At 60.9% G+C, this 21969-nt stretch carries 23 protein-coding genes; 12 read left to right on the forward strand and 11 right to left on the reverse strand.

The window, feature by feature from the left end:
* Positions 1-7: 7 nt before the first annotated feature.
* From nosZ to HP062_RS04370, 6 genes are all read left to right on the forward strand, one after another.
* Positions 8-1930: a TAT-dependent nitrous-oxide reductase gene (gene nosZ, locus HP062_RS04345; RefSeq protein WP_372242835.1), complete on the forward strand. Its 1923-nt coding sequence runs from the start codon at positions 8-10 to the stop codon at positions 1928-1930.
* A gap of 27 nt (positions 1931-1957) precedes the next feature.
* Positions 1958-3247: a nitrous oxide reductase family maturation protein NosD gene (locus HP062_RS04350; RefSeq protein WP_172790892.1), complete on the forward strand. Its 1290-nt coding sequence runs from the start codon at positions 1958-1960 to the stop codon at positions 3245-3247.
* The gene (locus tag HP062_RS04355) at positions 3244-4167 is read left to right on the forward strand and encodes an ABC transporter ATP-binding protein (protein WP_172790893.1); all 924 of its coding nucleotides are present in this window, start codon (positions 3244-3246) and stop codon (positions 4165-4167) included. The genes HP062_RS04350 and HP062_RS04355 overlap by 4 nt, the downstream gene beginning before the upstream one ends.
* Complete coding sequence (locus tag HP062_RS04360; RefSeq protein ID WP_010460145.1) at positions 4164-4994, forward strand: ABC transporter permease; 831 nt, start codon at positions 4164-4166, stop codon at positions 4992-4994. The genes HP062_RS04355 and HP062_RS04360 overlap by 4 nt, the downstream gene beginning before the upstream one ends.
* A gap of 33 nt (positions 4995-5027) precedes the next feature.
* Positions 5028-5531 carry a nitrous oxide reductase accessory protein NosL gene (locus tag HP062_RS04365; protein WP_010460147.1) on the forward strand — a complete coding sequence of 168 codons (504 nt, stop codon included), beginning with the start codon at positions 5028-5030 and terminating at the stop codon, positions 5529-5531.
* Positions 5532-5639: 108 nt separating this feature from the next.
* Positions 5640-6383 (forward strand): SDR family NAD(P)-dependent oxidoreductase, encoded by a 744-nt coding sequence (locus tag HP062_RS04370; RefSeq protein ID WP_172790894.1) that lies wholly within the window; start codon positions 5640-5642, stop codon positions 6381-6383.
* A 672-nt stretch (positions 6384-7055) separates the two neighbouring features.
* Here the strand turns inward: HP062_RS04370 and HP062_RS04375 are convergent.
* The 11 genes from HP062_RS04375 to nirS all read right to left on the reverse strand — a co-directional run bounded on the left by HP062_RS04375 (position 7056) and on the right by nirS (position 15972).
* Entirely contained in the window at positions 7056-8549 is a 1494-nt protein-coding gene (locus HP062_RS04375; protein WP_172790895.1) for a nitrite reductase, read from the reverse strand.
* Complete coding sequence (gene cobA / locus HP062_RS04380; protein WP_077748420.1) at positions 8546-9385, reverse strand: uroporphyrinogen-III C-methyltransferase; 840 nt, start codon at positions 9383-9385, stop codon at positions 8546-8548. The genes HP062_RS04375 and cobA overlap by 4 nt, the downstream gene beginning before the upstream one ends.
* Positions 9386-9455: 70 nt before the next feature.
* Positions 9456-10634, reverse strand: coding sequence for a heme d1 biosynthesis radical SAM protein NirJ (nirJ, locus tag HP062_RS04385; protein ID WP_172790896.1), 1179 nt, complete (start codon positions 10632-10634; stop codon positions 9456-9458).
* Between the two features lie 26 nt (positions 10635-10660).
* Entirely contained in the window at positions 10661-11164 is a 504-nt protein-coding gene (locus HP062_RS04390) for a nitrite reductase (protein WP_172790897.1), read from the reverse strand.
* Entirely contained in the window at positions 11139-11582 is a 444-nt protein-coding gene (locus HP062_RS04395) for an Lrp/AsnC family transcriptional regulator (protein ID WP_010460162.1), read from the reverse strand. Before HP062_RS04395 ends, HP062_RS04390 begins: the two co-directional genes overlap by 26 nt.
* Complete coding sequence (locus HP062_RS04400; RefSeq protein ID WP_172790898.1) at positions 11575-12090, reverse strand: AsnC family protein; 516 nt, start codon at positions 12088-12090, stop codon at positions 11575-11577. The genes HP062_RS04395 and HP062_RS04400 overlap by 8 nt, the downstream gene beginning before the upstream one ends.
* Positions 12087-12545 carry an Lrp/AsnC family transcriptional regulator gene (locus HP062_RS04405; protein ID WP_172790899.1) on the reverse strand — a complete coding sequence of 153 codons (459 nt, stop codon included), beginning with the start codon at positions 12543-12545 and terminating at the stop codon, positions 12087-12089. Before HP062_RS04405 ends, HP062_RS04400 begins: the two co-directional genes overlap by 4 nt.
* Before the next feature lies 1 nt (position 12546).
* Positions 12547-13725 (reverse strand): cytochrome D1 domain-containing protein, encoded by a 1179-nt coding sequence (locus HP062_RS04410; protein WP_169857764.1) that lies wholly within the window; start codon positions 13723-13725, stop codon positions 12547-12549.
* Positions 13722-14045, reverse strand: coding sequence for a cytochrome c (locus HP062_RS04415; protein ID WP_017338897.1), 324 nt, complete (start codon positions 14043-14045; stop codon positions 13722-13724). Before HP062_RS04415 ends, HP062_RS04410 begins: the two co-directional genes overlap by 4 nt.
* Positions 14046-14064: 19 nt before the next feature.
* Entirely contained in the window at positions 14065-14379 is a 315-nt protein-coding gene (locus HP062_RS04420) for a c-type cytochrome (protein ID WP_172790900.1), read from the reverse strand.
* A gap of 24 nt (positions 14380-14403) precedes the next feature.
* Entirely contained in the window at positions 14404-15972 is a 1569-nt protein-coding gene (nirS, locus tag HP062_RS04425) for a nitrite reductase (RefSeq protein WP_256666194.1), read from the reverse strand.
* Between the two features lie 322 nt (positions 15973-16294).
* Here nirS and HP062_RS04430 point away from each other — a divergent pair, with 322 nt between their 5' ends.
* The 6 genes from HP062_RS04430 (at position 16295) to HP062_RS04455 (ending at position 21960) form a co-directional block, all read left to right on the forward strand.
* Positions 16295-17086, forward strand: a complete 792-nt coding sequence (locus tag HP062_RS04430) for a CbbQ/NirQ/NorQ/GpvN family protein (protein WP_172790902.1) — start codon at positions 16295-16297, stop codon at positions 17084-17086.
* A complete protein-coding gene (locus tag HP062_RS04435) occupies positions 17070-17657 on the forward strand; it encodes a cytochrome c oxidase subunit 3 (RefSeq protein WP_077748427.1) in 588 nt (195 codons plus the stop codon). The genes HP062_RS04430 and HP062_RS04435 overlap by 17 nt, the downstream gene beginning before the upstream one ends.
* Positions 17658-17667: 10 nt before the next feature.
* Positions 17668-17925: a cytochrome C oxidase subunit IV family protein gene (locus HP062_RS04440; RefSeq protein WP_077748428.1), complete on the forward strand. Its 258-nt coding sequence runs from the start codon at positions 17668-17670 to the stop codon at positions 17923-17925.
* 243 nt (positions 17926-18168) lie between these two features.
* Complete coding sequence (locus HP062_RS04445; RefSeq protein WP_010460184.1) at positions 18169-18609, forward strand: cytochrome c; 441 nt, start codon at positions 18169-18171, stop codon at positions 18607-18609.
* A 3-nt stretch (positions 18610-18612) separates the two neighbouring features.
* Positions 18613-20040, forward strand: coding sequence for a cbb3-type cytochrome c oxidase subunit I (locus HP062_RS04450; protein WP_172790903.1), 1428 nt, complete (start codon positions 18613-18615; stop codon positions 20038-20040).
* A gap of 78 nt (positions 20041-20118) precedes the next feature.
* On the forward strand, positions 20119-21960 hold the full coding sequence (locus HP062_RS04455; protein ID WP_077748498.1) for a nitric oxide reductase activation protein NorD: 1842 nt from the start codon (positions 20119-20121) through the stop codon (positions 21958-21960).
* Positions 21961-21969 lie beyond the last annotated feature (9 nt).

A 21969-nucleotide genomic window follows, 5' to 3' on the forward strand; every position in this document is an offset into this window, starting at 1 on the left:
AACACACCTGATGAACGACACAGAATCCAAGAAAACCACTGAAGTGCCGGAATCGACCGGCCTCAGTCGTCGCGGTTTCCTGGGCACCAGTGCGGTGACCGGTGCGGTACTGGCCGGTGCCACGGCCATCGGTGGCGGGGTGTTTACCCGTGAGACCTGGGCGGCAGCGGCCAAGGACGCGCAACTCAAAACCCACGTCGGGCCGGGCGAACTGGACCAGTACTACGGTTTCTGGAGTGGCGGTCATCAGGGGGAAGTGCGGATCATGGGCATTCCGTCGATGCGCGAGCTGTTGCGTGTACCGGTGTTCAACGTCGACTCCGCCACTGGCTGGGGCCTGACCAACGAAAGCAAACGGATCATGGGCGACAGCGCGCATTTCCAGAATGGCGACTGCCACCACCCGCATTTGTCCATGACTGACGGCAAGTACGACGGCAAATACCTGTTCATCAATGACAAGGCCAACAGCCGTGTTGCGCGTATCCGTCTGGACATCATGAAGTGCGACAAGATGCTCACCGTGCCCAATGTGCAGGCCGTTCACGGGCTGCGCCTGCAAAAAGTGCCGCACACAAAATACGTGTTCGCCAATGCCGAATTCGTGATTCCACACCCCAATGACGGCAGCACCTTCGACCTGCAGGACAAGAACAGCTACACGATGTTTAACGCCATCGATGCCGAGAAAATGGAGATGGCCTTCCAGGTCATTGTCGATGGCAATCTGGACAACACCGATGCCGACTACACCGGCAAATACGCGGCGTCCACCTGCTACAACTCGGAGAAGGCCTACGACCTGGGCGGCATGATGCGCAACGAGCGCGACTGGGTGGTGGTGTTCAACATCCCGCGCATCGAAGCGGCGATCAAGGCTGGCAAGTTCATCACCCTGGACGGCTCGAAAGTGCCGGTGGTCGACGGTCGTAAAACCGATGGCAAGGACAGCGCATTCACCCGTTACATCCCGACGCCGAAGAACCCCCACGGCCTCAATACCTCGCCTGATGGCAAATACTTCATTGCCAACGGCAAGCTTTCGCCGACCTGCACCATCATTGCCATCGCCAAGCTTGACGATCTGTTCGACGACAAATTCAAGGACCCGCGCGACGTGGTGGTCGGTGAACCCGAGCTCGGTCTGGGCCCGCTGCACACCACTTTCGACGGCCGCGGCAATGCCTATACCACGCTGTTTATCGACAGCCAGGTGGTGAAGTGGAACGTCGAGGAGGCCATTCGCGCGTACACCGGCGAGAAGGTCAACTACATCAAGCAGAAACTCGACGTGCAATACCAGCCAGGCCACAACCATGCGTCGCTGACCGAAACCAGTGAGGCCGACGGCCAATGGCTGATGGTGCTCAGCAAGTTTTCCAAGGATCGCTTCCTGCCGACCGGCCCGCTGCACCCGGAAAACGATCAACTGATCGATATCTCCGGCGAGGAAATGAAACTGGTGCATGACGGCCCGGCCTTCGCCGAACCCCACGACTGCGTCATGGCCCGCCGCGACCAGATCAAGACCAAGAAGATCTGGGACCGCAACGACCCGTTTTTTGCCGAGACGGTGGCGATCGCCGCCAAAGACGGGATCAAGCTGGAGACCGATAACAAGGTCATCCGCGACGGCAACAAAGTCCGCGTCTACATGACCTCGATGGCTCCGGCCTACGGTTTGCCGGAGTTCACCGTCAAACAAGGCAACGAGGTCACGGTGACCATCACCAACATCGACCAGATTGAAGACGTGACCCACGGCTTCGTGATGACCAACCATGGCGTGAGCATGGAAATAAGCCCGCAGCAGACCTCGTCGATCACCTTCATCGCCGACAAGGCCGGCCTGCACTGGTACTACTGCAGCTGGTTCTGCCATGCGCTGCACATGGAAATGGTCGGCCGCATGAAGGTCGAGAAGGCCTGACCGTTGCCCATCGACAGGAGCGAAGCAATGACTGATAGCAAGGGAAACCCGATGACGGTCATTGCATTTGCGCTCCTGCTGATGTCCGGCAGCGCGCTGGCGGTGCAACCCATCACCTCGTTGCCGCTGCGGGTGGACGCCAATCAACGCTGGCACCTGCCGGTGGGGGAATACCGGGGCTCGTTCAGTGTCGATCAACCGATGCAGATTCTCTGCGAGCCCGGCGCGGTATTTCAGGGGGAGGGGCAGGGCAACGGTGTGATCATCAGCGCGCCGGATGTCGCCATCGAAGGCTGCACCTTTCTAAACTGGGGACACGACCTCACCGCCATGAATGCGGCGGTGTTTATCCAGCCCAAGGCCCATGGTGCGGTGATTAAAGGCAATCGCCTGCAGGGTAAGGGCTTCGGTATCTGGGTCGACGGCACTCAGGATGTGAGCCTGATCGACAACCGCATTCAGGGTGATCCGGCGATGCGTTCGCAAGATCGCGGCAACGGCATTCACCTGTATGCCGTGCATGGCGCCAAGGTCATTGGCAACCAGGTGCGCGACACCCGCGATGGCATCTACATCGACACCTCCAACGGCAACCTGCTGCAGGGCAATACCCTGGAAGACCTGCGCTACGGGGTGCATTACATGTTCGCCAACGATAACCAACTGATCGGCAACACCACCCGCCGCACCCGCACCGGCTACGCCTTGATGCAAAGCCGCAAGCTCACGGTGATCGGCAATCGCTCCGAACAGGACCAGAACTACGGGATCCTGATGAACTACATCACCTATTCAACCTTGCGTGACAACTTCGTCACTGACGTGCGCGACGGCTCGACCGGCGACAGCATGATCAGCGGCGCCGAGGGCAAGGCGCTGTTCATCTTCAACTCGCTGTTCAACAGCATCGAACACAACCACTTCGAGCACAGCGCCGTGGGCATCCATCTCACCGCCGGCTCGGAAGACAACCGCATCGCCGACAACGCGTTTGTCGGCAACCAGCGGCAGGTCAAGTACGTCGCCACCCGCTTGCAGGAATGGTCGGTGGATGGCCGTGGTAACTACTGGAGCGATTACCTGGGCTGGGACCGCAACAACGACGGCCTCGGCGATATCGCCTACGAACCCAATGACAACGTCGACCGCCTGCTCTGGCTGTACCCGCAGGTACGACTGTTGATGAACAGCCCCGGCATCGAGTTGCTGCGCTGGGTGCAACGGGCCTTTCCGGTGATGAAATCGCCGGGGGTGCTGGACAGCCATCCGCTGATGAAATCATCCACTCAACCCCTGACCCAGGAGCCCAACTCATGAACGTCATCGACATCGAAGGCGTCAGCCAGCGCTATGGGCATGCCACCGTGTTGCATCAGCTCAACCTCAGCCTGGCGGAAGGTGAAGTGCTGGGTTTGTTCGGTCATAACGGCGCGGGCAAGACCACCAGCATGAAACTGGTGCTGGGCCTGCTCCAGCCCAGCGAAGGGCAGGTCCGGGTGTTCGGTCGCTTGCCCTGCGATCCCCACGTACGACGCCTGCTCGGTTATCTGCCGGAGAACGTGACGTTTTACCCGCAGCTGAGCGGTGTTGAAACCTTGCGCCATTTCGCGCGACTCAAAGGCGCCGCGTCCGCCCAAGTGGACGCACTGCTGGAGGAAGTCGGCCTGGCCGGTGCGGCGCATCGACGGGTCAAGACCTACTCCAAGGGCATGCGTCAACGCCTCGGGCTGGCGCAAGCGCTGCTTGGTGAGCCGCGTTTGTTGTTGCTTGACGAACCAACAGTCGGCCTCGATCCCATCGCCACTCAGGACTTGTATCGGTTGCTCGATCGCCTGCGCAGCCAAGGCACCAGCATCATTCTGTGTTCCCACGTCTTGCCCGGTGTCGAGGCGCACATCAACCGCGCCGCGATTCTGACCCAGGGACGTCTGCTGGCACTGGGGAGTCTACGCAGTTTGCGCGAGGAAGCCGGGTTGCCGACGCTGATTCGCGCCAACGGCCTCAAGCACGCCGGGCCCTTGCAGCAACGCTGGAACAACGCCGGGCATCTCACCGAACGCTGGGGCGTCGAAGGTCTTGAAGTGGCCGCGCTCAATGGCAGCAAGCTCGGGCTGTTGCGCCAGCTGCTCAATGAAGACGAACCGGCCGACGTGGAAATCCATCAACCGTCGCTGGAAGATATTTACCGCTACTACATGAGCCGGGCCGGTGCGACGCCAATCGGGGAGGCCGTATGAACGCTGTCTGGAACATGGCCCGCAAGGAATTCAGTGACGGTTTGCGCAATCGCTGGTTATTGGCAATCAGTGTGTTGTTCGCGGTGCTGGCCATCGGCATCGCCTGGCTGGGCGCGGCGGCCTCCGGGCAATTGGGTTTTACCTCGGTGCCAGCCACCATTGCCAGCCTCGCCAGTCTGGCAACGTTTTTGATGCCGTTGATTGCGTTGCTGTTGGCTTATGACGCCATCGTCGGCGAGGACGAGAGCGGCACGTTGCTGCTGTTGCTGACATACCCCTTGGGTCGCGGGCAGATTCTGCTCGGCAAGTTTGTCGGCCACGGGTTGATCCTGGCGCTGGCGACGCTGATCGGTTTCGGCTGCGCCATGCTGGCCATCGCGGTGCTGGTGGACAACGTCGAACTGAGCCTGCTGCTTTGGGCGTTTGGCCGGTTCATGGCGTCGTCGACGTTGTTGGGTTGGGGGTTTCTGGGGTTGGCCTATGTGCTGAGCAGTGCTTCGGCCGAGAAATCCACGGCGGCCGGGCTGGCGCTGGGCGTGTGGTTCTTCTTCGTGCTGGTGTTCGATCTGGCCCTGCTGGCGCTGTTGGTGCTCAGCGAAGGGCAGTTCAACCCGAAAGTGCTGCCCTGGTTGCTGCTGCTCAACCCCGCTGACATCTATCGCCTGATCAACCTTTCCGGTTTTGAACCCGGTGCCGGCAACACGGGTGTGCTGACGCTGGGCAGCGATTTGCCGATGCCGGGCTCGATGCTCTGGCTATGCCTGTCGCTGTGGGTGGCGGTGCCATTGGGTTCGGCCTGGTTGTTGTTTCGTCGCCGAGCGACATGAATTTTCACTTTGATGGTTTTGGAGTAGTTGACGATGAATGCGTTTTATCTGACGACGATGCGCGCGGTGGCGGGCCTGATGATGTGCCTCCTGCTGACGGCCTGTGACAACCCAGTGCAAGCCACTTACAGCGACACCGCCGCGGCCTTTCATCCCAGTGATGAATGCCATGTCTGCGGGATGATTATCGACGGATTCCCCGGGCCCAAGGGCGAAGTGGTCGAGCGGGCGGGGATCAAGAAGTTCTGTTCCACGGCGGAAATGATCGGCTGGTGGTTGCAGCCGGAAAACCATCATGGCGATGCAAAACTGTATGTCCATGACATGGGCCGCAGCCCGTGGAACGCGCCGAATGACGCCCACCTGATCGATGCCAAAGACGCCTTCTACGTGGTCGGTACCCAACTCAAAGGCGCCATGGGCGTGGTGCTGGCGTCGTTCTCAAGTCGCGAGGCCGCTGAAAAGCTTGCCGCTGAACAGGGCGGTCGCTTGCTGCGCTTCAGCGAGATCACTCCGGCGCTGCTGCAACAACACTAACGTCGTTTTAAAAGCCTGATCGCCGTCAAGTCGTTTTTTTGTCTCCTGCTCAAAGATAGGGCTCGCTACGTCCTCAGTGCTGGCATCCGTGATGCCCAGGAGAAAATGATGAAAACCGAGTTTCAAGATCGTTTGGCGGTGGTCACAGGTGCCAGCTCCGGGATCGGCCTTGCGCTGTGCGCCGCGCTGTTACCGCGCGGGGTCAAGGTGCTGGCGATGTCACGGACCCTCGGTGAATTGCCGGCCTTGCAGCAGATCTACGGCGAGCGGTTGCAGTGGTTTGCCGGGGACGTCACAAGTCAGCAAGACCTGAGCGAACTGGCCGAGCGCGCTGCGGCGATGGGCCCCGTGGACTATTTGGTTCCTAACGCGGGTGTCGCCGAAATGGCCGACAGCCTGGATATGCAGGCCTTCCAGCGTCAGTGGGCGGTCAACGGCGCCGGTGCATTGAACACCTTGGCGGCGTTACGCGGTGAATTGGCGAGCCCGGCTTCGGTAGTGTTTGTCGGGAGCTTCCTGACCGGATCGAGCTTTCCCGGGTTGGCCGCTTGCATTGCCAGCAAGGCTGCGCTCGCGGCTCAGGCGCGGACGTTGGCGGTGGAGTTCGCGAATTTTGATGTGCGCATCAATCTGGTCTCGCCGGGACCGACGGCTACCTCGATGTGGGATCACTTGGGGTTGAGCGATGGGGAGCTTGACGATGTTGCCGACACGCTTGGTAAACGTCTGTTGCCGGGGCATTTTCTTGATGCGGCGGCGGTGGCCAATGTGATTGTTTTTCAGCTGTCGCAGGGGGCTCGGGGTGTTTACGGCCAGGACTGGAAGGTTGATAACGGTTACACCTTGGGCTGAAGTCCGTTCGGGGTACATATCCGTTTCTGCGGTAACGGCTACTATTGGTTCCGCTTTTACAGCGGGTCACTTGGAAAAGCGCCAAGTAACCAAACGCTTTCGCCCCTGACGTACGGTGCCTCGCCTAGGCTCGGCATGCCCTCGCTCCGGTCCTGCTCCGTGGGCCCGCCGCCATCGGCCATCCATGGCCGGGGGCGGCTACCGCGGCATCCTTGCCGCGGTGCCCACTGCGCAGAACCTGCGCTCGGCCTTCCGACGGGGCAGATCAAGATCAAGTTCAAAAGCCAGATCAAAAGCCAAAGCGAGGCGGCCTGATAGCCGACCTGATGTCTGTCAAGGTCATCGGCGGTGGACCTCTATGTCATGCCCGCCAAAAATCCAACTGTGGGAGCGAGCCTGCTCGCGAAGGCGGACTGACATTCAACATTGATGTCGACTGACAGGGCCTCATCGCGAGCAGGCTCGCTCCCACAGGGGAATGCGTACGCTTGAAGATACAGGCCGGCCGGTAGGCCGCCTCGCAGTGTTTTTGCGGTAGTCGCCCCCTCGAGAGGCCCACCGAACGAAAAGGGTAGAAGCGCTTTGGTTACTTTGGCGCTTTTCCAAAGTGACTCGCTGTAAAAGCGAAACCAATAGCCGCCGTTACCAAAGAAACGGATATACCCCCAAGGCCTAGTGCGAAGTCCCCTCGGCAAACTCAATCTTGTTCCCCACGTTGTACTTGCCCGAAGGCTTGTTCATCGGAATACGTTTGATCTCCTTGAGGGTGTTGCTGTCGTAGACAATCAGCGCACCGTCGGTGGCCCAGATGCTCAACAGCAGGAAACGGCCATCCCGGGTGAACTCAACATGAGCGGCGGTTTTACCGGGCATCGGGCGTAAGGTGTGGGCAATCGCCAGCGTCTGTTTGTCGATCAGGTGGATCGCATCGTTGTCGGGCCCGAAGAACACGTCAGTCCAGGCGTACCGCGAGTTGACATGACTGCGCATGAAGAAGCCCGGCCCCAGGGTCGGGATTTCCTTGATCAGTTTCCAGGTCTTGAAGTCGATGACCGAGATCAGACCCTTGCTGATATTCGGCGTGGCGAACACCCATTCACCGTTGCGTTTCCAATAGGTCCCCGACCCCAAATGCGGCATGCCCGGCAGCGGTATGTCGGTGACCACCTTGCCGCTGTCGAGGTCGATGACCTGGCCGCCCAGGGCCTTGCGCGACGTGGCCAGCAGCTGTTTGTAGTCGGGCGAAAAGGAAAAATCATCGAGAAAATCCCCGGCAGGAATCCGCCGGGGTTCGAAATCCGGTGTGCCCGCCCAGGACAGCTCCCAGACTTCCTTCACGTCCTTGAGTGCGACGATGAAGCTGTCGCGCGGCGGAGCGGAGTAAACCGCGCTGACCCGTGACGCGGTACCGTTCTGACCGATGGTCGGGATGGTTTTGACCAGCGACAGATCGCGGGCATCGAGCACCACCAGGTTGCCGGGCAAATAGTTGCCCACCAGCACCCAGCGTCCATCCTTGCTCACCGCCAGGTTGCGGGTGTTAAGGCCGGCGCGGACCTCGGCGATCAGCTTCAGGTTGTGCAAGTCATACAGACTGATCCAGCCGTCACGGGAGGCGAAGTAGACAAAGCGCCCATCGGGCGAGAACTTCGGTCCGCCGTGCACGGCGAAGTGCGAAGCGAACCGCGCGAGCACCTCAAATCGGTCACCGTCGAGGATGTCGATGTGATGGTCGCCAGCTTCTACCACCACAAACAGGTTCAGCGGGTCGGCGCCGTGCTGGGGCGTGGAGGGCAGTTTGCTCAGGTCCGCGAGCATCGAGTAACTGCCGAGAATGTCGTCATTGCTCCAGGTGGGCGGGGTGGCGGGCGGTTGCTGAAGGTAATCCACCAGCGCGTCGACCTGCGCGGGGCTGAACACGTTGGCATAGCCGGTCATCTGGCTCGCGGGGCGACCGTTTTGAATCACGCTGCGGATTTCATCAGGTTTGATCCGGCTGAGGCTCTCAGGCAACAACGCCGGCCCTGCGCCGCCGAGACGGTTGATACCGTGACAGCTCTGGCAATGCTGCTGATAGAGTTGCGCCGCGTGTTCAAGTGCCGGCACTGCTGCGCCGGCCTGGGCCGCACTGACCCCTAACAGGTGGGCAAGTACGATGCGCCTCATATCGCCACCTTGGCGCGACGTAGCAGGGCTTGGGTCGGGTAGAGTCGCGCCGGGTATTCCAGCTGTTCTGCGTCAAACATATCGACCACTGAGCCGATTACCGTCAGTGTCGGAATACCCGGTGGACAATCCAGCGCGAGGGTCGGCAATTGGTGCAGCTTGCCGCGGGCGACGTGCTGGTCGGGTCGCGTGCCGTTGCTGATCAGCGCCGCCGGTGTGTCGGCCGACAGCCCGGCTTCGATCAAGCGTTGAGCGATGATCCCCAGGTTCGACAAGCCCATGTAAAACACCAGCGTCTGGCTACTGTCGGCGAGGCTGCTCCAAGGCAACGACAACTCGCCATCGCGTTGCAAATGGCCGGTGATGAACCGGCAGGAATTGACCAGATCGCGGTGGGTCAACGGTATGCCTGCATAGGCGCTGCAGCCGGAAGCGGCGGTGATTCCCGGCACCACCTGGCAATCAATGCCGCGTTGCAGCAGGTACTCCAGCTCCTCGGCACCGCGACCGAAAATGAACGGGTCGCCGCCCTTGAGCCGGACCACGCGTTGCCCTTGATCGGCGAGGTCGGCCAGCAGCTCGTTGATCTGTTCCTGGGGCAGGCTGTGGCAGCCACTGGCCTTGCCGACGTAATGCCGAGCGCAGGTCAGGGGAATCAAGTTCAGCAGTTCGGGGCTGATCAGCCGGTCGTACACCACGGCGTCGGCCTGCATCAACAGGCTCCAGGCGCGCAGGGTCAGCAGGCGTGGATCGCCGGGGCCGGCGCCGACCAGGGCAACTTCGCCCGGCCGGAACGGCGACTCAAGTGTGGCCGGTATAGCAATTGATGGAGGCATGGGACGTCCTTGGTGCTTCATCAGGTTGGCCGGCCCCAGCCTTTGTCAGGTGGTTGGCCGGACGGGCTATTCAGTGGGTGATGCAAGGGATGTTCGTTGACGGCGTAACACCGATTTCGTCATCGCTGAGGTGGCAGCCGGGGTCCTGGCCCCACAGATCTCCCTCGGCCCAGGCACGCGTGCGAGTGTTGCCGTTGCAGATGGGCAACCAGCGGCATTGCGCGCAACGACCACCGACGGCGCGGGGATGCTCACGCAGGCGCAACAGCAGGGCATCCGGCTGATCCAGCCACAACGTGCGGAACGGCGTGCGGCGGACATTGCCCACCGAGTGCTGCCACCAGTAGGTGTCCGGGTGCACTTCGCCGGTGTTGTCGATATTGGCAATGCCGCTGCCGGAGGCGTTGCCACCCCAGGCGCGGAGCATGTTTTCCAGGCGTGGGTAATGCTCGGGAATACTGAGGGCTGCCCATTGCAGCAGCAGAACGGCATCGGCATCGTTGTTACCGCTGACAAAATCGCTGTCGCGCCCCTGTTGGATGTCTTCCCAGGCTCGCTCAAAGATCAACGTCATGGCCTCGCGGCTCATCTGCTGGTGCGCGTCGAGTTTGCGACTGCGTTTACCGCGACCGCTGTAGTTGAAGTGCGACAGATAAAACTTCTGCACGTCGTACTCGCGCATCAGCGCCAGTAATTGGGGTAACTGCGGATGGTTTTCCTGGGTCAGGGTAGTTCGCAGCCCGACGCGAATGCCTTGTTCGCGACAGAGCCGGATCGCCTGCATGGAGCGGGCGAAGCTGCCCTTGAGTTGGCGGAAGGCGTCATGGGTGGCTTCCAGTCCATCGATGCTGATGCCGACGTAATCGAAACTCGCTGCGCTGATCTGCGCAATGTTCTGCTCATCGATCAGCGTGCCGTTGGTGGACAAGGCCACATAGAAACCTTTGGCCCGGGCGTAGGCGCTGAGCACAAACAGATCCTCGCGCAACAGCGGTTCGCCACCGGAAAGAATCAATACCTTCACCCCGGCATCGTGCAAATCGTCGATCACGGTCAGCGCGGCGGCCGTATCCAGTTCGTCGCGAAAGACACTGTCGGCCGAGGTGGCGTAGCAATGTTTGCAGGTCAGGTTGCAGCGCCTGAGCAGGTTCCAGATCACCACCGGCGCCCGGTTACTGCCCGGTGGACTGGTTCTGGGTGCAGGCGCCTGGCGTGCCAGCGCACGCAAGTATTGGCTGATCCTCAACATGCAACTCTCCTTGAGTCAGGGCGTGTTCAGTGCGAAGCGACAGGTAATCGCAAGCCGGTTTTCTTCAGGATGCGGCTGCTCACCAGCATCTCGTCGCCAACACAGGCCTCGCCCAACAAATAGCGCAGGTGCTCGCGGTAGCTGTTGATCTCATCGCGGCTGCGGCCATGCACCATGGCGAACAGGTTGTAGCGCCATCCGGTTCGGCGCGGGCGGCGATAGCAGTGGCTGACGAAAGGCTGCGCGCCGATCAGCGCGCCGAGGCGCGTTATGTCGGTGTCGCGCACATCCCAGACCGTCATGCCGTTGTGGCGATAGCCCAGTCGGTAGTGATTGGGTACGGCGGCAATGCGCCGAATCGCGCCCTCGGCCTGCAAGCGCTTAAGTAGGTCCAGGGTGGATTCGATGCTTAATTGCAGTTGTTCGGCGAGCCACGCCCACGGGTCATCCAGCAACGGCAGACCGGCCTGGGTCAACGCAATCAGACGCTGGGCGAGGGTGTCTTCAGACCGGGAAATACAGACCGACATGGTAAGTCTCCTCTTTAGGCAGGTTGAGCAGAGGCAGGCCGGTCAGGGTTTCGATGCGCTGCAGCGTCTCGGCGATGCCTTCTTCGGTCGCGCAGCCAAGCACGAACCACATGTTCCAGGCGTGTTCGCGTCGGTAGTTGTGCGCCACTTCCGGCAGGCCATTGAGCTGTTCGGCGACGTCATCGAAACGTTCTTCCGGCACCGCCAACGCGGCGAGGGTGAAGGCGCCGCCCAGCCGTTCAATGTCGAACATCGGGCCGAAGCGTGTGAGCACGCCATCAGCGAGCAGGGTGTGCAATCGGTCGAGCAGTTCAGTGCTGCTGCTCTGCAGTTCGGCTGCCAATACCCGCCAGGGGTGGCGCACCAGCGGCAAGCCCAATTGCAAACGGTTGATCAGTCGGCGGTCGAGGTCATCCATGGGTCGGTACTCCAGTGTGCGAGGGCGCAAAGCGGCCGCCGCACTGTTTGAAGACCTGGGTGCTGAACAGTAATTGATGGGGCAGGTCGCTCAGCAGATGCTCCTCCAACAACGCCTGGATCTGCGCCTCAACCTGCTCACGTTGACGCCCGTGCACCATGCAAAACAGGTTGTACCGCCACTGCGGCAGGCGCCGGGGCCGCTGATAGCAGAGGTTGATGCCGGGCGCTCGCCCCAGGCGCTGGCCGACTTCGTCAATCAGCGCATCGGGAACATCCAGCACCAGCATGGCGTTGGCGGTAAAGCCCAGCGCTCGATGGTGCAGCACCAGGCCGATACGGCGAAACAGCCCTTGCTCGCTCCATTGGCGCATCTGTTCGAGTACCTGGTTTTCGTCAGCGTTGAGCCGTTCGGCGAGAGCCTGATACGGGCGCGACACCAGCGGCAACCCGCCTTCGAGGTGCCGGCGCAGCGCCAATGCTTGTTTGGGGTTCAATCCTGGTGTCATGAGTTTTCTCCCAGGGCAAAGCCCAGGTCGATGCGGTAGGCGGTCAACATCGGCAGGTCCAGCGGCATGAGGCCGGTGTCGTCCTCCAGTTCCTTGAGCACGCGGTCGATGTGTTGGCGATCAGGGCCGGTCAGCACAAACCACAGGTTGTAGAAATGCTCCCGTGCGTAGTTGTGATTGACCTCCGGGTACTGACTGACGCGCTCGGCCACCTGTTGCAGGCGGTCGGCGGGCACGGCGAAGGCGGCGAGGGTGCTGGCCCCGGCGCGGCTGTGTTCGAACACCGGGCCGATGCGTGAAAGGGTGCCGGCCTGATCCATTTCTTCCAGGCAGGCCATCACCTGGGATTCGCGGCAACCGAGAATCCTGGCCATCTCCTTGTACGGTGACGGACACAGCGGCATGCCGTGCTGAAAGCGGTCGATGAGTTGGCGGCTGAGTCGTACAAGGTCCATTTCAATACCCCATTTTCTGCGCGCGACTGCTGAAGAAGATGCCGCTCGGTGCTCTGGCGGGCAGAGTGCTCAGCAGCTTCAGGCGGTACGGATCCCAGACCTGGACCTGATCACCGTCGCGTAATGACAGCCACAATTGGTCGCCGCGTGCGGTGAATTCCATGTGCAGCACCGCTGGCCCGGGGCGCAGATCGGCGACCACGGCGTGGGTTTCGGTGTCGATGACCTGAACCCGATCGTTGTCCGGGTAGGCGAAATTGACCCACAGCTGCCGACCGTCCGGGCGCGATGTGACGAACACCGGTTGGCCGGCCACCGGAATCACGGCGGTCTGCTGCCAGGTGCGTGAATCCATCACCAACACTTGATGCCGGCCGACGGCGGGCACGAAGGCCTGGTTATCGGCGACGGCCCAGCCTTCCAGGTGCGGCATCTTGTAGACCGGGAGTTTCGCCTGACCGCGTCCGTAATCGCCGAGTACTCGCTGCACGCCGCGTTCTGGATGCCAGAGGTCGAGTTGCGCCATGCCGTCTTCACCGAACAGGCCGGCCATGTAATAGCGTCCGTCCGGGGTGATCAAGGCATCGTAGGGTTGCTCACCAATGCCGGTGAAACGGCTGATTTGTGGTGTGCTGCCCTGACTGAAATCGGCGGTCCAGATCTCGCCGGTATCGAACAGGCTGAAGACAAAACGTTGCCCCGGCGCGTCGACCAGGCCGACCACCCGGGAGCGCTTGCTGCCATCGGCCAGGGGCGTGGCCGGAATATCGGCCACCAGTTGCAGGGTGTCGGCATCAAAGACCTTGACCCCGCCGGGCACGTAGTTGGACACGGCGATCAGCTTGCCGTCCTGACTGATGGCGCCACCAATGCTGTTGCCGCCCTGGATGACGCGATGGTCGATACGCCAGGTCAGCAAGTCGATTTTGCTCAACCCGCCGTCGCGCCCGAACACATAGGCGTAGCGCTGGTCACGGGAGAACACCACCGAGGCATGGGACAGATCGCCCAAACCCTCGAGTCGGGCCAGTGCGGTGTGGGTGTCGCTTTCGATGATTTGTACGCTTGCGGTGGCGCGCTCCACGACCAGGCCCAAGTCGCCGGTGCCACGCAATGGTGGCTGAACGCAAGCGGACAACAACAGCCCGGTCGCCGCTGACAGCAGGATTGAACGGATCATGGTGCGGGATATCCCTGGAGAAGTAGATCGACCAGCCAACGGATGTCGCCGGGGCTGAGCAACGGGGCCCAACCGGGCATCGCGGTGCCGGGCCGGCCTTGGGTGACGGTGGCAATCAGGCTGTCCCTGGATTTGCCGGCCAGCGCTGCGCGCGTCAGTTCGGGGCCTAGCCCGCCAGTCAGGTGCAGCCCATGGCAGGCACCGCAGTCCTGGGTCAGCAGGTGTTCGAGTTGCGCCTGACGCTGGGCGTCCGGCGCCGCAACCGCGGTTGCGCAAATGAGGAGGAGGGCCGCCAGAATCACAGCGTGTCGATACACCATCAAGACGCCCTCCTGGCGGTTATTTGAGTGTCAGTACCCAAGTCGCGAGCGTTTTCGCTTCTTCTTCAGTCACCGGGTTGGCCGGCATGGGCATCGGCCCCCAGTTGCCTTGTGTACCGTTCTTGATGTGGCTCGCGAGGGTGTCCACGGCTCCGGGTACGCCAGCGTTCTTGGCCGCTACATCCTTGAGCGCAGGGCCGACAATCTTGGTGTCGATGGAATGACAGGCTGCGCAGGGTTTGCTCTTGAACAGCTCCAGCGCCTCTTGGGCCATGGCCGGTTGCACACTCAGCGCAGCGGTCAGGGCGAACAGTGAAAACAGAGTATTTTTCATGGTGTTTCCTTGCATTGATGGAGCTCAATAGATGTCGTGTTGGGTGTTGTAGACGTTGAACTTTCCGGTGGGTGTGATCAGTCGCTTGTCCTTGATGACTGACTTGAGCTTCAGTGTTTTGTCGTCGATCACCACCAGCGCCGACTCGTCTGCCTGGCCACTCCACACGGAGAACCAGACTTCATCGCCGGCCTTGTTGTATTCCGGTTGCACGACGCGCATGGCGCCTTGCTTGATGCCCGCGTATTCAGCGATGGGCAGCACGGTGTAGCCGGCGTCGAGTTTGTCGAGGTTGAACACCGCCACTGACTGGCTGAGTTTTGTATCCGGGTTGAGGGTGGTATCGACGTACAGATGACGGGAGTTGGGATGGGTTTTGATGAACAGCGATCCACCGCCCTGACCCTTGAGCGAGGCGACCTGCTTCCAGGCGTATTGCGGGTGTTTGGTCGGGTCGGTGCCGATCAGCGAGATGCCGTCATCACCCAGATGGCTGGTGGCCCAGACCGGGCCATAGGTCGGGTGGTTGAAGTTGGCGCCGCGACCCGGGTGAGGGGTTTTGCCGACGTCCACCAGTGCGGTCAACTTGCGCTCCTTGGAGTCGATCACGGCGACCTTGTTGGAGTTGTTGGCGGCGGTCATGAAGTAGCGGTGCGTGCTGTCCCAACCGCCGTCATGCAGGAACGGCGCGGCATCGATGTAGGTGACAGTGAGGTTTTTGATGTCCTGGTAATTGACCAGCATGACCTTGCCGGTTTCCTTGACGTTGACGATGAACTCCGGCCATTCGTGGGAGGCGATGATCGCCGCGACCCGAGGCTCGGGGTGATATTCCTGTTTGTCGACGGTCATGCCGCGGGTCGAAACGATCTGCTTCGGCTCCAGGGTTTCGCCATCCATGATGGTGAACTGCGGCGGCCAATAAGAACCGGCGATGGTGTATTTGTCTTCGTAGCCCTTGAACTTGGAGGTCTCGACCGAGCGCGCCTCGATGCCCACTTTGACTTCGGCGACCTTGGTCGGCTCCACCGGCCACAGGTCGATCATGTCGATCCGGGCGTCTCGACCGATCACCAGCAGGTAGCGGCCTGAGGCAGAGATTCGCGAGATGTGCACCGCGTAACCGGTCTCGATGAGTTTGACGATCTTCTTGCTGTCACCGTCGACCAGGGCGATCTTGCCGTCATCGCGCAACGTCACCGAAAACAGGTTCGGCAGGTAGAGTTTGCTCAGCTGCTTCTTCGGACGATCTTCGGGTTTGACCAACACTTTCCAGGTTTTCAGCGTCTCGGCCATGCCCCATTCCGGTGGCGTTGGCGGCGTGTGCTGAATGAACTTGGCCATGACCGTGATCTGATCCTTGGTCAGTGCATTGGACGTCCCCCAGTTCGGCATGCCCGCCGGTGACCCGTAGGTAATCAAGGCTTCCAGATACGGTTGCCCGCGGCTTTGGGTAATGTCCGGCGTCAGCGGTTTGCCCGTGGCCCCTTTGCGCAAAACGCCGTGGCAGCCTGCGCAGCGCTGGAAATAGATTTCCTTGGATGAGTCGAACTCGGCCTGGCTCATGTCGGGAGCGCCAGCAGTTTTAACCATGGGCAGGTTGGCCACCACTGCGGCGGGCTCTTCAGCGCTGGCGGCATGACCCACCACCAGGGCCAGTGACGAACACAATGCAGCGCGGGTCAGGGCAAACGTTTTTCTATTGCTGATCAGCATTCCATTTCTCCTCAGGCAAGACCTTTGCGATGTGCTGAAACGGCAGCACAGAACGCAGGTTCTTAGTGCCGTGCAAGGCTATGCCCGAGCAGGCCAATGTTCGCTTGACGACGATCAAGTTTGCCGGCCATCTCACTTGCCAGGTTGTCGCAGGGGCCCGTAGCGTGTTCCTTGAATCCGCTTTTGGAACAGGCAGCCCATGGACCGTAACCCGTCTTGCGAACCCTTCTATCAACCGCTCAACAATGAGGAGGCGCTGTTCGAGCAAGCCTGGCGACACGGCATGCCGGTGCTGATCAAAGGCCCGACGGGATGCGGCAAGACCCGCTTTGTCCAGCACATGGCTCATCGGCTGAAACTGCCGCTGTACACCGTGGCTTGCCATGACGATCTGAGCGCGGCCGACCTGATCGGCCGCCACCTGATCGGTGCCCAGGGCACCTGGTGGCAGGACGGACCGCTGACCCGCGCGGTGCGTGAAGGCGGCATCTGTTACCTCGACGAAGTGGTCGAGGCGCGTCAGGACACCGTGGTGGTGTTGCATCCATTGGCCGATGATCGTCGTGAACTGTTCCTGGAACGCACCGGCGAAGTGCTGAAGGCGCCGCCGTCCTTCATGCTGGTGGTCTCCTACAACCCCGGTTACCAGAACCTGCTCAAAGGCATGAAACCCAGCACCCGCCAACGTTTCGTGGCGATGCGTTTCGACTATCCACCGGTGGCCGACGAGGAACGTATCGTGGCCCGGGAAGCCCAGGTGGACAACGCGCTGGCGGCGCAAGTGGTGCGGTTGGGCCAGGCGCTGCGCCGGCTCGATCAACATGATCTGGAAGAGGTCGCCTCAACGCGGCTGCTGATCTTTACCGCGCGCATGATCCGCTCCGGCATGAGCCCGCGTGAGGCCTGCATGGCCTGCCTGGCCGAGCCGCTGAGCGACGATCCGTTGACCGTTGCCGCGCTGATGGACGTGGTTGATGTCCACTTCGGCTGAGTCCGCGGGCGTCTTGCGCCGTCACTTGCCGGGCGATCTGGCGATGTGGTTTTTCATTCTGGCCGAGCTGTCGGTGTTCGCCATCCTGATCCTGGCGTTCGCCGTGACCCAAGCGCTCAAACCGCAGATGTTCAGTGAAAGCCGCCTATTGCTGAACACCTCAACCGGGTTGGCGATGACCCTGAGCCTGCTCACTGCGGGGCTGTTCGCCGCGTTGGCGCAAGAGCAAGTCAGGCACTCGCGGCCGCGTCACGGTGCGGTCTTCCTGCTGATGGCGTTACTCGCCGCCAGTGTCTACGTGGTGCTGAAACTCACGGAATATCGGCACTTGCTCGCCTCGGGGCTGGGCATGGAGCACAACACCTTTTTCACCCTCTACTGGATCCTCACCGGTTTTCATTTTCTCCACGTACTGCTCGGCATGGTCATTCTCGGGTGGCTCGCGGAGCGCTGTCGCCGTGGCTTGTACGACGCCAGCAAGCGCAGCGGGTTTGAATCCGGCGTGCTCTATTGGCACATGGTCGATCTGATCTGGGTCATGCTGTTTCCGCTGGTCTACGTGCTGAGTTGACGAGGTTCTCATGTCTGTTTCCAGGGTATTGCTCGTCTGTTGGGCGGCGCTTGCCACGTTAAGTGTGTGCACGGTGGTGTTGGCCCACGTTGGCGCGACATCGCTGCTGTCGATGGCCATCTTGCTGGTGGCGGTGGGCAAGGCGTGGCTGATTACCGACGGCTTCATGGAGATGCGCCACGCACCGCGACTGTGGCGCCGGTTGATGTTGAGCTGGGCGCTGGTGTTGGCGACGGTTGTAGGCCTGACGCTGGAGGTGGTCCGCTGAAGGAATACAGCCCGTAAAACAGCACAACTTTATAACGTGGGAGCGAGCCTGCTCGCGAAGGAGCCGTCACATTCAACATCCAAGTTGACTGACACTCTGCCTTTGCGAGCAGGCTCGCTCCCACATTCGATCTGCGTTGTCAGTAATACCCGACCAAAACCATCTGACTTTCTTGATCGCCATCAAGCAGGTTCCAACCCTTCGCTTCCTATCATGGACGGGCCAAGCAAAGAGGAAGCGACCATGTCAGAGACCTTCACCAAAGGCATGGCCAGGAATATCTATTTCGGGGGAAGCATCTTCTTCTTCCTGATATTCCTGGCCTTGACCTATCACACGGAACAGACCTTTCCGGCCCGCAGCAATGAGGCGCAGCTCACCGAATCCGTGGTGCGCGGAAAGTTGGTCTGGGAGCAAAACAATTGCATCGGCTGCCACACGCTGCTGGGCGAGGGCGCCTACTTTGCGCCTGAGCTGGGCAACGTGTTCCAGCGGCGCGGTGGGGAAGCGGGCTTCAAACCCTTTCTGCATGCCTGGATGAAAATGCAGCCACTGGGTGTACCCGGCCGGCGCGCGATGCCGCAGTTCAAGTTGAGTGACCAGGAGGTGGATGACATCGCCGAGTTCCTCAAATGGAGCTCGAACATCAACACCAATGGCTGGCCGCCAAACAAGGAGGGCTAAGCGATGAGCATTGCTAATCCGCATCTGAAATTTGCCTCGCAAGCCGTGGCCAAACCGTACTTCGTGTTCGCCCTGATGCTGTTTCTCGGGCAGGTGCTGTTCGGGTTGATCATGGGCCTGCAATACGTGATAGGGGACTTTCTGTTCCCGATCATTCCCTTCAACGTGGCGCGGATGGTGCACACCAACCTGCTGATCGTCTGGCTGCTGTTCGGGTTCATGGGCGCTGCCTATTACCTGATTCCGGAAGATGCCGACCGCGAACTGCACAGTCCGAAGCTGGCGATCATCCTGTTCTGGGTCTTCGCCGCCGCGGGTGTGCTGACGATCCTGGGCTATCTGCTGGTGCCGTATGCCGGCCTGGCCAGGCTGACCCACAACGAATTGCTGCCGACCATGGGCCGGGAGTTCCTGGAGCAACCGACCATCACCAAGATGGGCATTGTGGTGGTGTGCCTGGGCTTCCTCTACAACATCGGCATGACCCTGCTCAAAGGTCGCAAGACCACCGTCAGCATGGTGATGATGACCGGGTTGATCGGGCTCGCGGTGTTCTTCCTGTTCTCCTTCTATAACCCCGGCAACCTGGCCCGCGACAAGTTCTACTGGTGGTGGGTGGTGCATCTTTGGGTGGAAGGCGTGTGGGAACTGATCATGGGTTCGATGCTCGCGTTTGTCCTGATCAAGATCACCGGGGTAGACCGGGAAGTCGTGGAGAAATGGCTGTATGTGATCATCGCCATGGCGCTGATTACCGGGATCATCGGCACCGGTCACCACTTCTTCTGGATTGGTGCGCCTGAGGTCTGGTTGTGGGTCGGTTCAATCTTCTCGGCACTCGAACCGCTGCCGTTCCTGGCCATGGTGATTTTCGCCTTCAGCATGGTGAAGAACCGCCGCCGACAACACCCGAACCGCGCCGCCACCCTGTGGGCCAAGGGAACCGTCGTCACAGCGTTCTTCGGTGCTGGCGTCTGGGGCTTTTTACATACCCTGGCACCGGTCAACTTCTACACCCACGGTTCGCAACTGACGGCGGCGCACGGCCACCTGGCTTTCTACGGTGCTTACGCGATGATCGTGATGACCTTGATCAGCTACGCCATGCCACGACTGCGCGGGTTGGGTGAAGCAGGCGATGAGCGCTCGCAGACCTTCGAAATCTGGGGCTTTTGGTTGATGACCCTGTCGATGGTGATGATCACGCTGTTCCTCACCGCAGCCGGTGTCGTTCAGGTCTACCTGCAACGCTGGCAGGTCGATGGTGTTGCGTTGCCCTTCATGGCCACGGTCGAACAACTGCAGGTGCTGTTCTGGGCCCGTTTTGGTGCCGGTCTTGGTTTCCTTGCGGGACTGCTCTGTTACCTGTTCAGCTTCAAGCAACGTGGCCGCGCAGCCTTGCGCGCCCCGGCGGCCGTGGTGCCTTCATGAGCCGGTGTCAAGGTTAGAAAAGGTCGGCCCGGCTGATACAGCGGGCCGTTTTTTTGCTTTACAAAAAGGGCAATGATCATGGCCTTTACCGTCGAACTGGAAGAGTGGGTCGGCAGCGTCTGGCATCGCTTCATCACCCGGCGCGCCAGCCCGGACTTCCCCGAAGCACGCGTTGAACTGGCCAGCCAGCAACGTCCGCTGGCGCTGCTGTTTCGCGCCATGGGCGGTGCCAGTGGTATCGGTGTCGAAGCCGCCAGCGACCGCGATCTGCTGTTGCGGCGCAACGTGTTGCAGCAGATCGCCGGCACCTGCAAGCAAGTGCCCCTGGCGTGGTGCGATGCGAGCAACCTTCGTCTACCGTCGAGCCTCGCGGTGTTTCCCGAAGTCGCACTGAACGAAGAACTCTATCGTTGGCTCGCCTTGCTGGCGGCACAGGCCGGCCAGATGCGGCACTGGGGACGGGACAATCAACGCTGGACGCAACTGCTGTTAGGGCGTTATCCCGCGTTGCGTGCCCGGTACAAACGTCTGGTCGATGCTCACCTGCAATTGCGCCCGGATCCGGCCACATTGAGTAGCGGCGAAGCGGCCCTGGAACGGGCGTTATGCCAGGCGCTGCGCGAGCCCGGCAGTGTCGAACATTTTCCCCGCAGCGAACGGGCCGCGTGGCCGTTGCCCCTGTGGTTGTACCCGCCGCAAAACCTTGCGAGCCCTCAGGCTGCCGACCTGGGGGAGGAGTCCGAAGAATCGTTGACGACCCCGCCCGGTGAGCAAAAGGGCGCAAGCAAACGCGCCAAGCGGATAGATGAAAGCACCCGTGACGGCGGGTTGTTGATCGTGCGTCTGGAGAACCTGTTCAGCTGGACCGAACACGTGGACCTGGATCGCTGGTCGGACGACAGCGAGGACCCGGACGCGGCCAAAGTCGCCGAGGACCTCGACGAGTTGAGCCTGTCGCGCACCCGTCTGCGCAAGGGCGGCGGCCTCAAGCTGCACCTGGATTTACCGCCGGCCGATGTCGACGATATTCCCCTGGGCGAGGGCATCAAGTTGCCGGAGTGGGACTATCGCAAACAGCAGATGCAAGACGCCTTCGTCAATCTGCAAATGATGGTGCCCCGGGACTGCGAGGCGCAGCCACTGCCGCCACGGCTGAAAGCTTCGGCGCACCGTCTGCGGCGCCAGTTCGAGCACCTGCGCAATGACCGCCAATGGTTACGCCAGCAACCCCAAGGGTCTGAACTGGATATGCAGGCCTGGCTGGATTTTCACGTTGAACGCGAGCATGGCCAGTGTGCGGAACGCGGTTTGTTCATGGAACAACGGCAGACACGCCGTGACCTGGCGTGCCTGTTGCTGGCCGATGTGTCGATGTCCACCGACGCGCACCTGAACGATGAGCATCGGGTGATTGATGTCATCCGCGACAGCTTGCTGCTGTTCGGTGAGACCCTGTCGGTGCTCGGTGACGATTTCGCCCTGTACGGGTTTTCCTCGTTGCGCCGTCATCAAGTGCGGATGCAGGAACTCAAGTCTTTCACCCAGCGTTATGACGACAACACCCGCGGTCGTATTCAAGGGCTCAAACCGGGTTATTACACGCGCATGGGCGCCGCCATCCGCCAGGCCACCCAACTGCTGGGCAAGAGCAAGCGCCGCAGCAAATTGTTGCTGCTGCTCACGGATGGCAAACCGAATGATCTGGACTTGTATGAGGGACGTTACGGTGTTGAAGACACCCGCGAAGCGGTGCTGGAGGCGCGGCGCAAGGGGTTGACGCCGTTTTGCATCACGATTGATCGCGAGGCCGGGGATTACCTGCCTTACATGTTCGGCGCCAATGGCTACACCTTGATCCGTCAGCCCGAGCAATTACCTCTGCGATTGCCGCAGCTGTACCGCCAGTTGACCCAACCTTGAGGGGGGACG

Source organism: Pseudomonas sp. B14-6, assembly GCF_013260315.1.
Lineage (GTDB): Bacteria > Pseudomonadota > Gammaproteobacteria > Pseudomonadales > Pseudomonadaceae > Aquipseudomonas > Aquipseudomonas mandelii.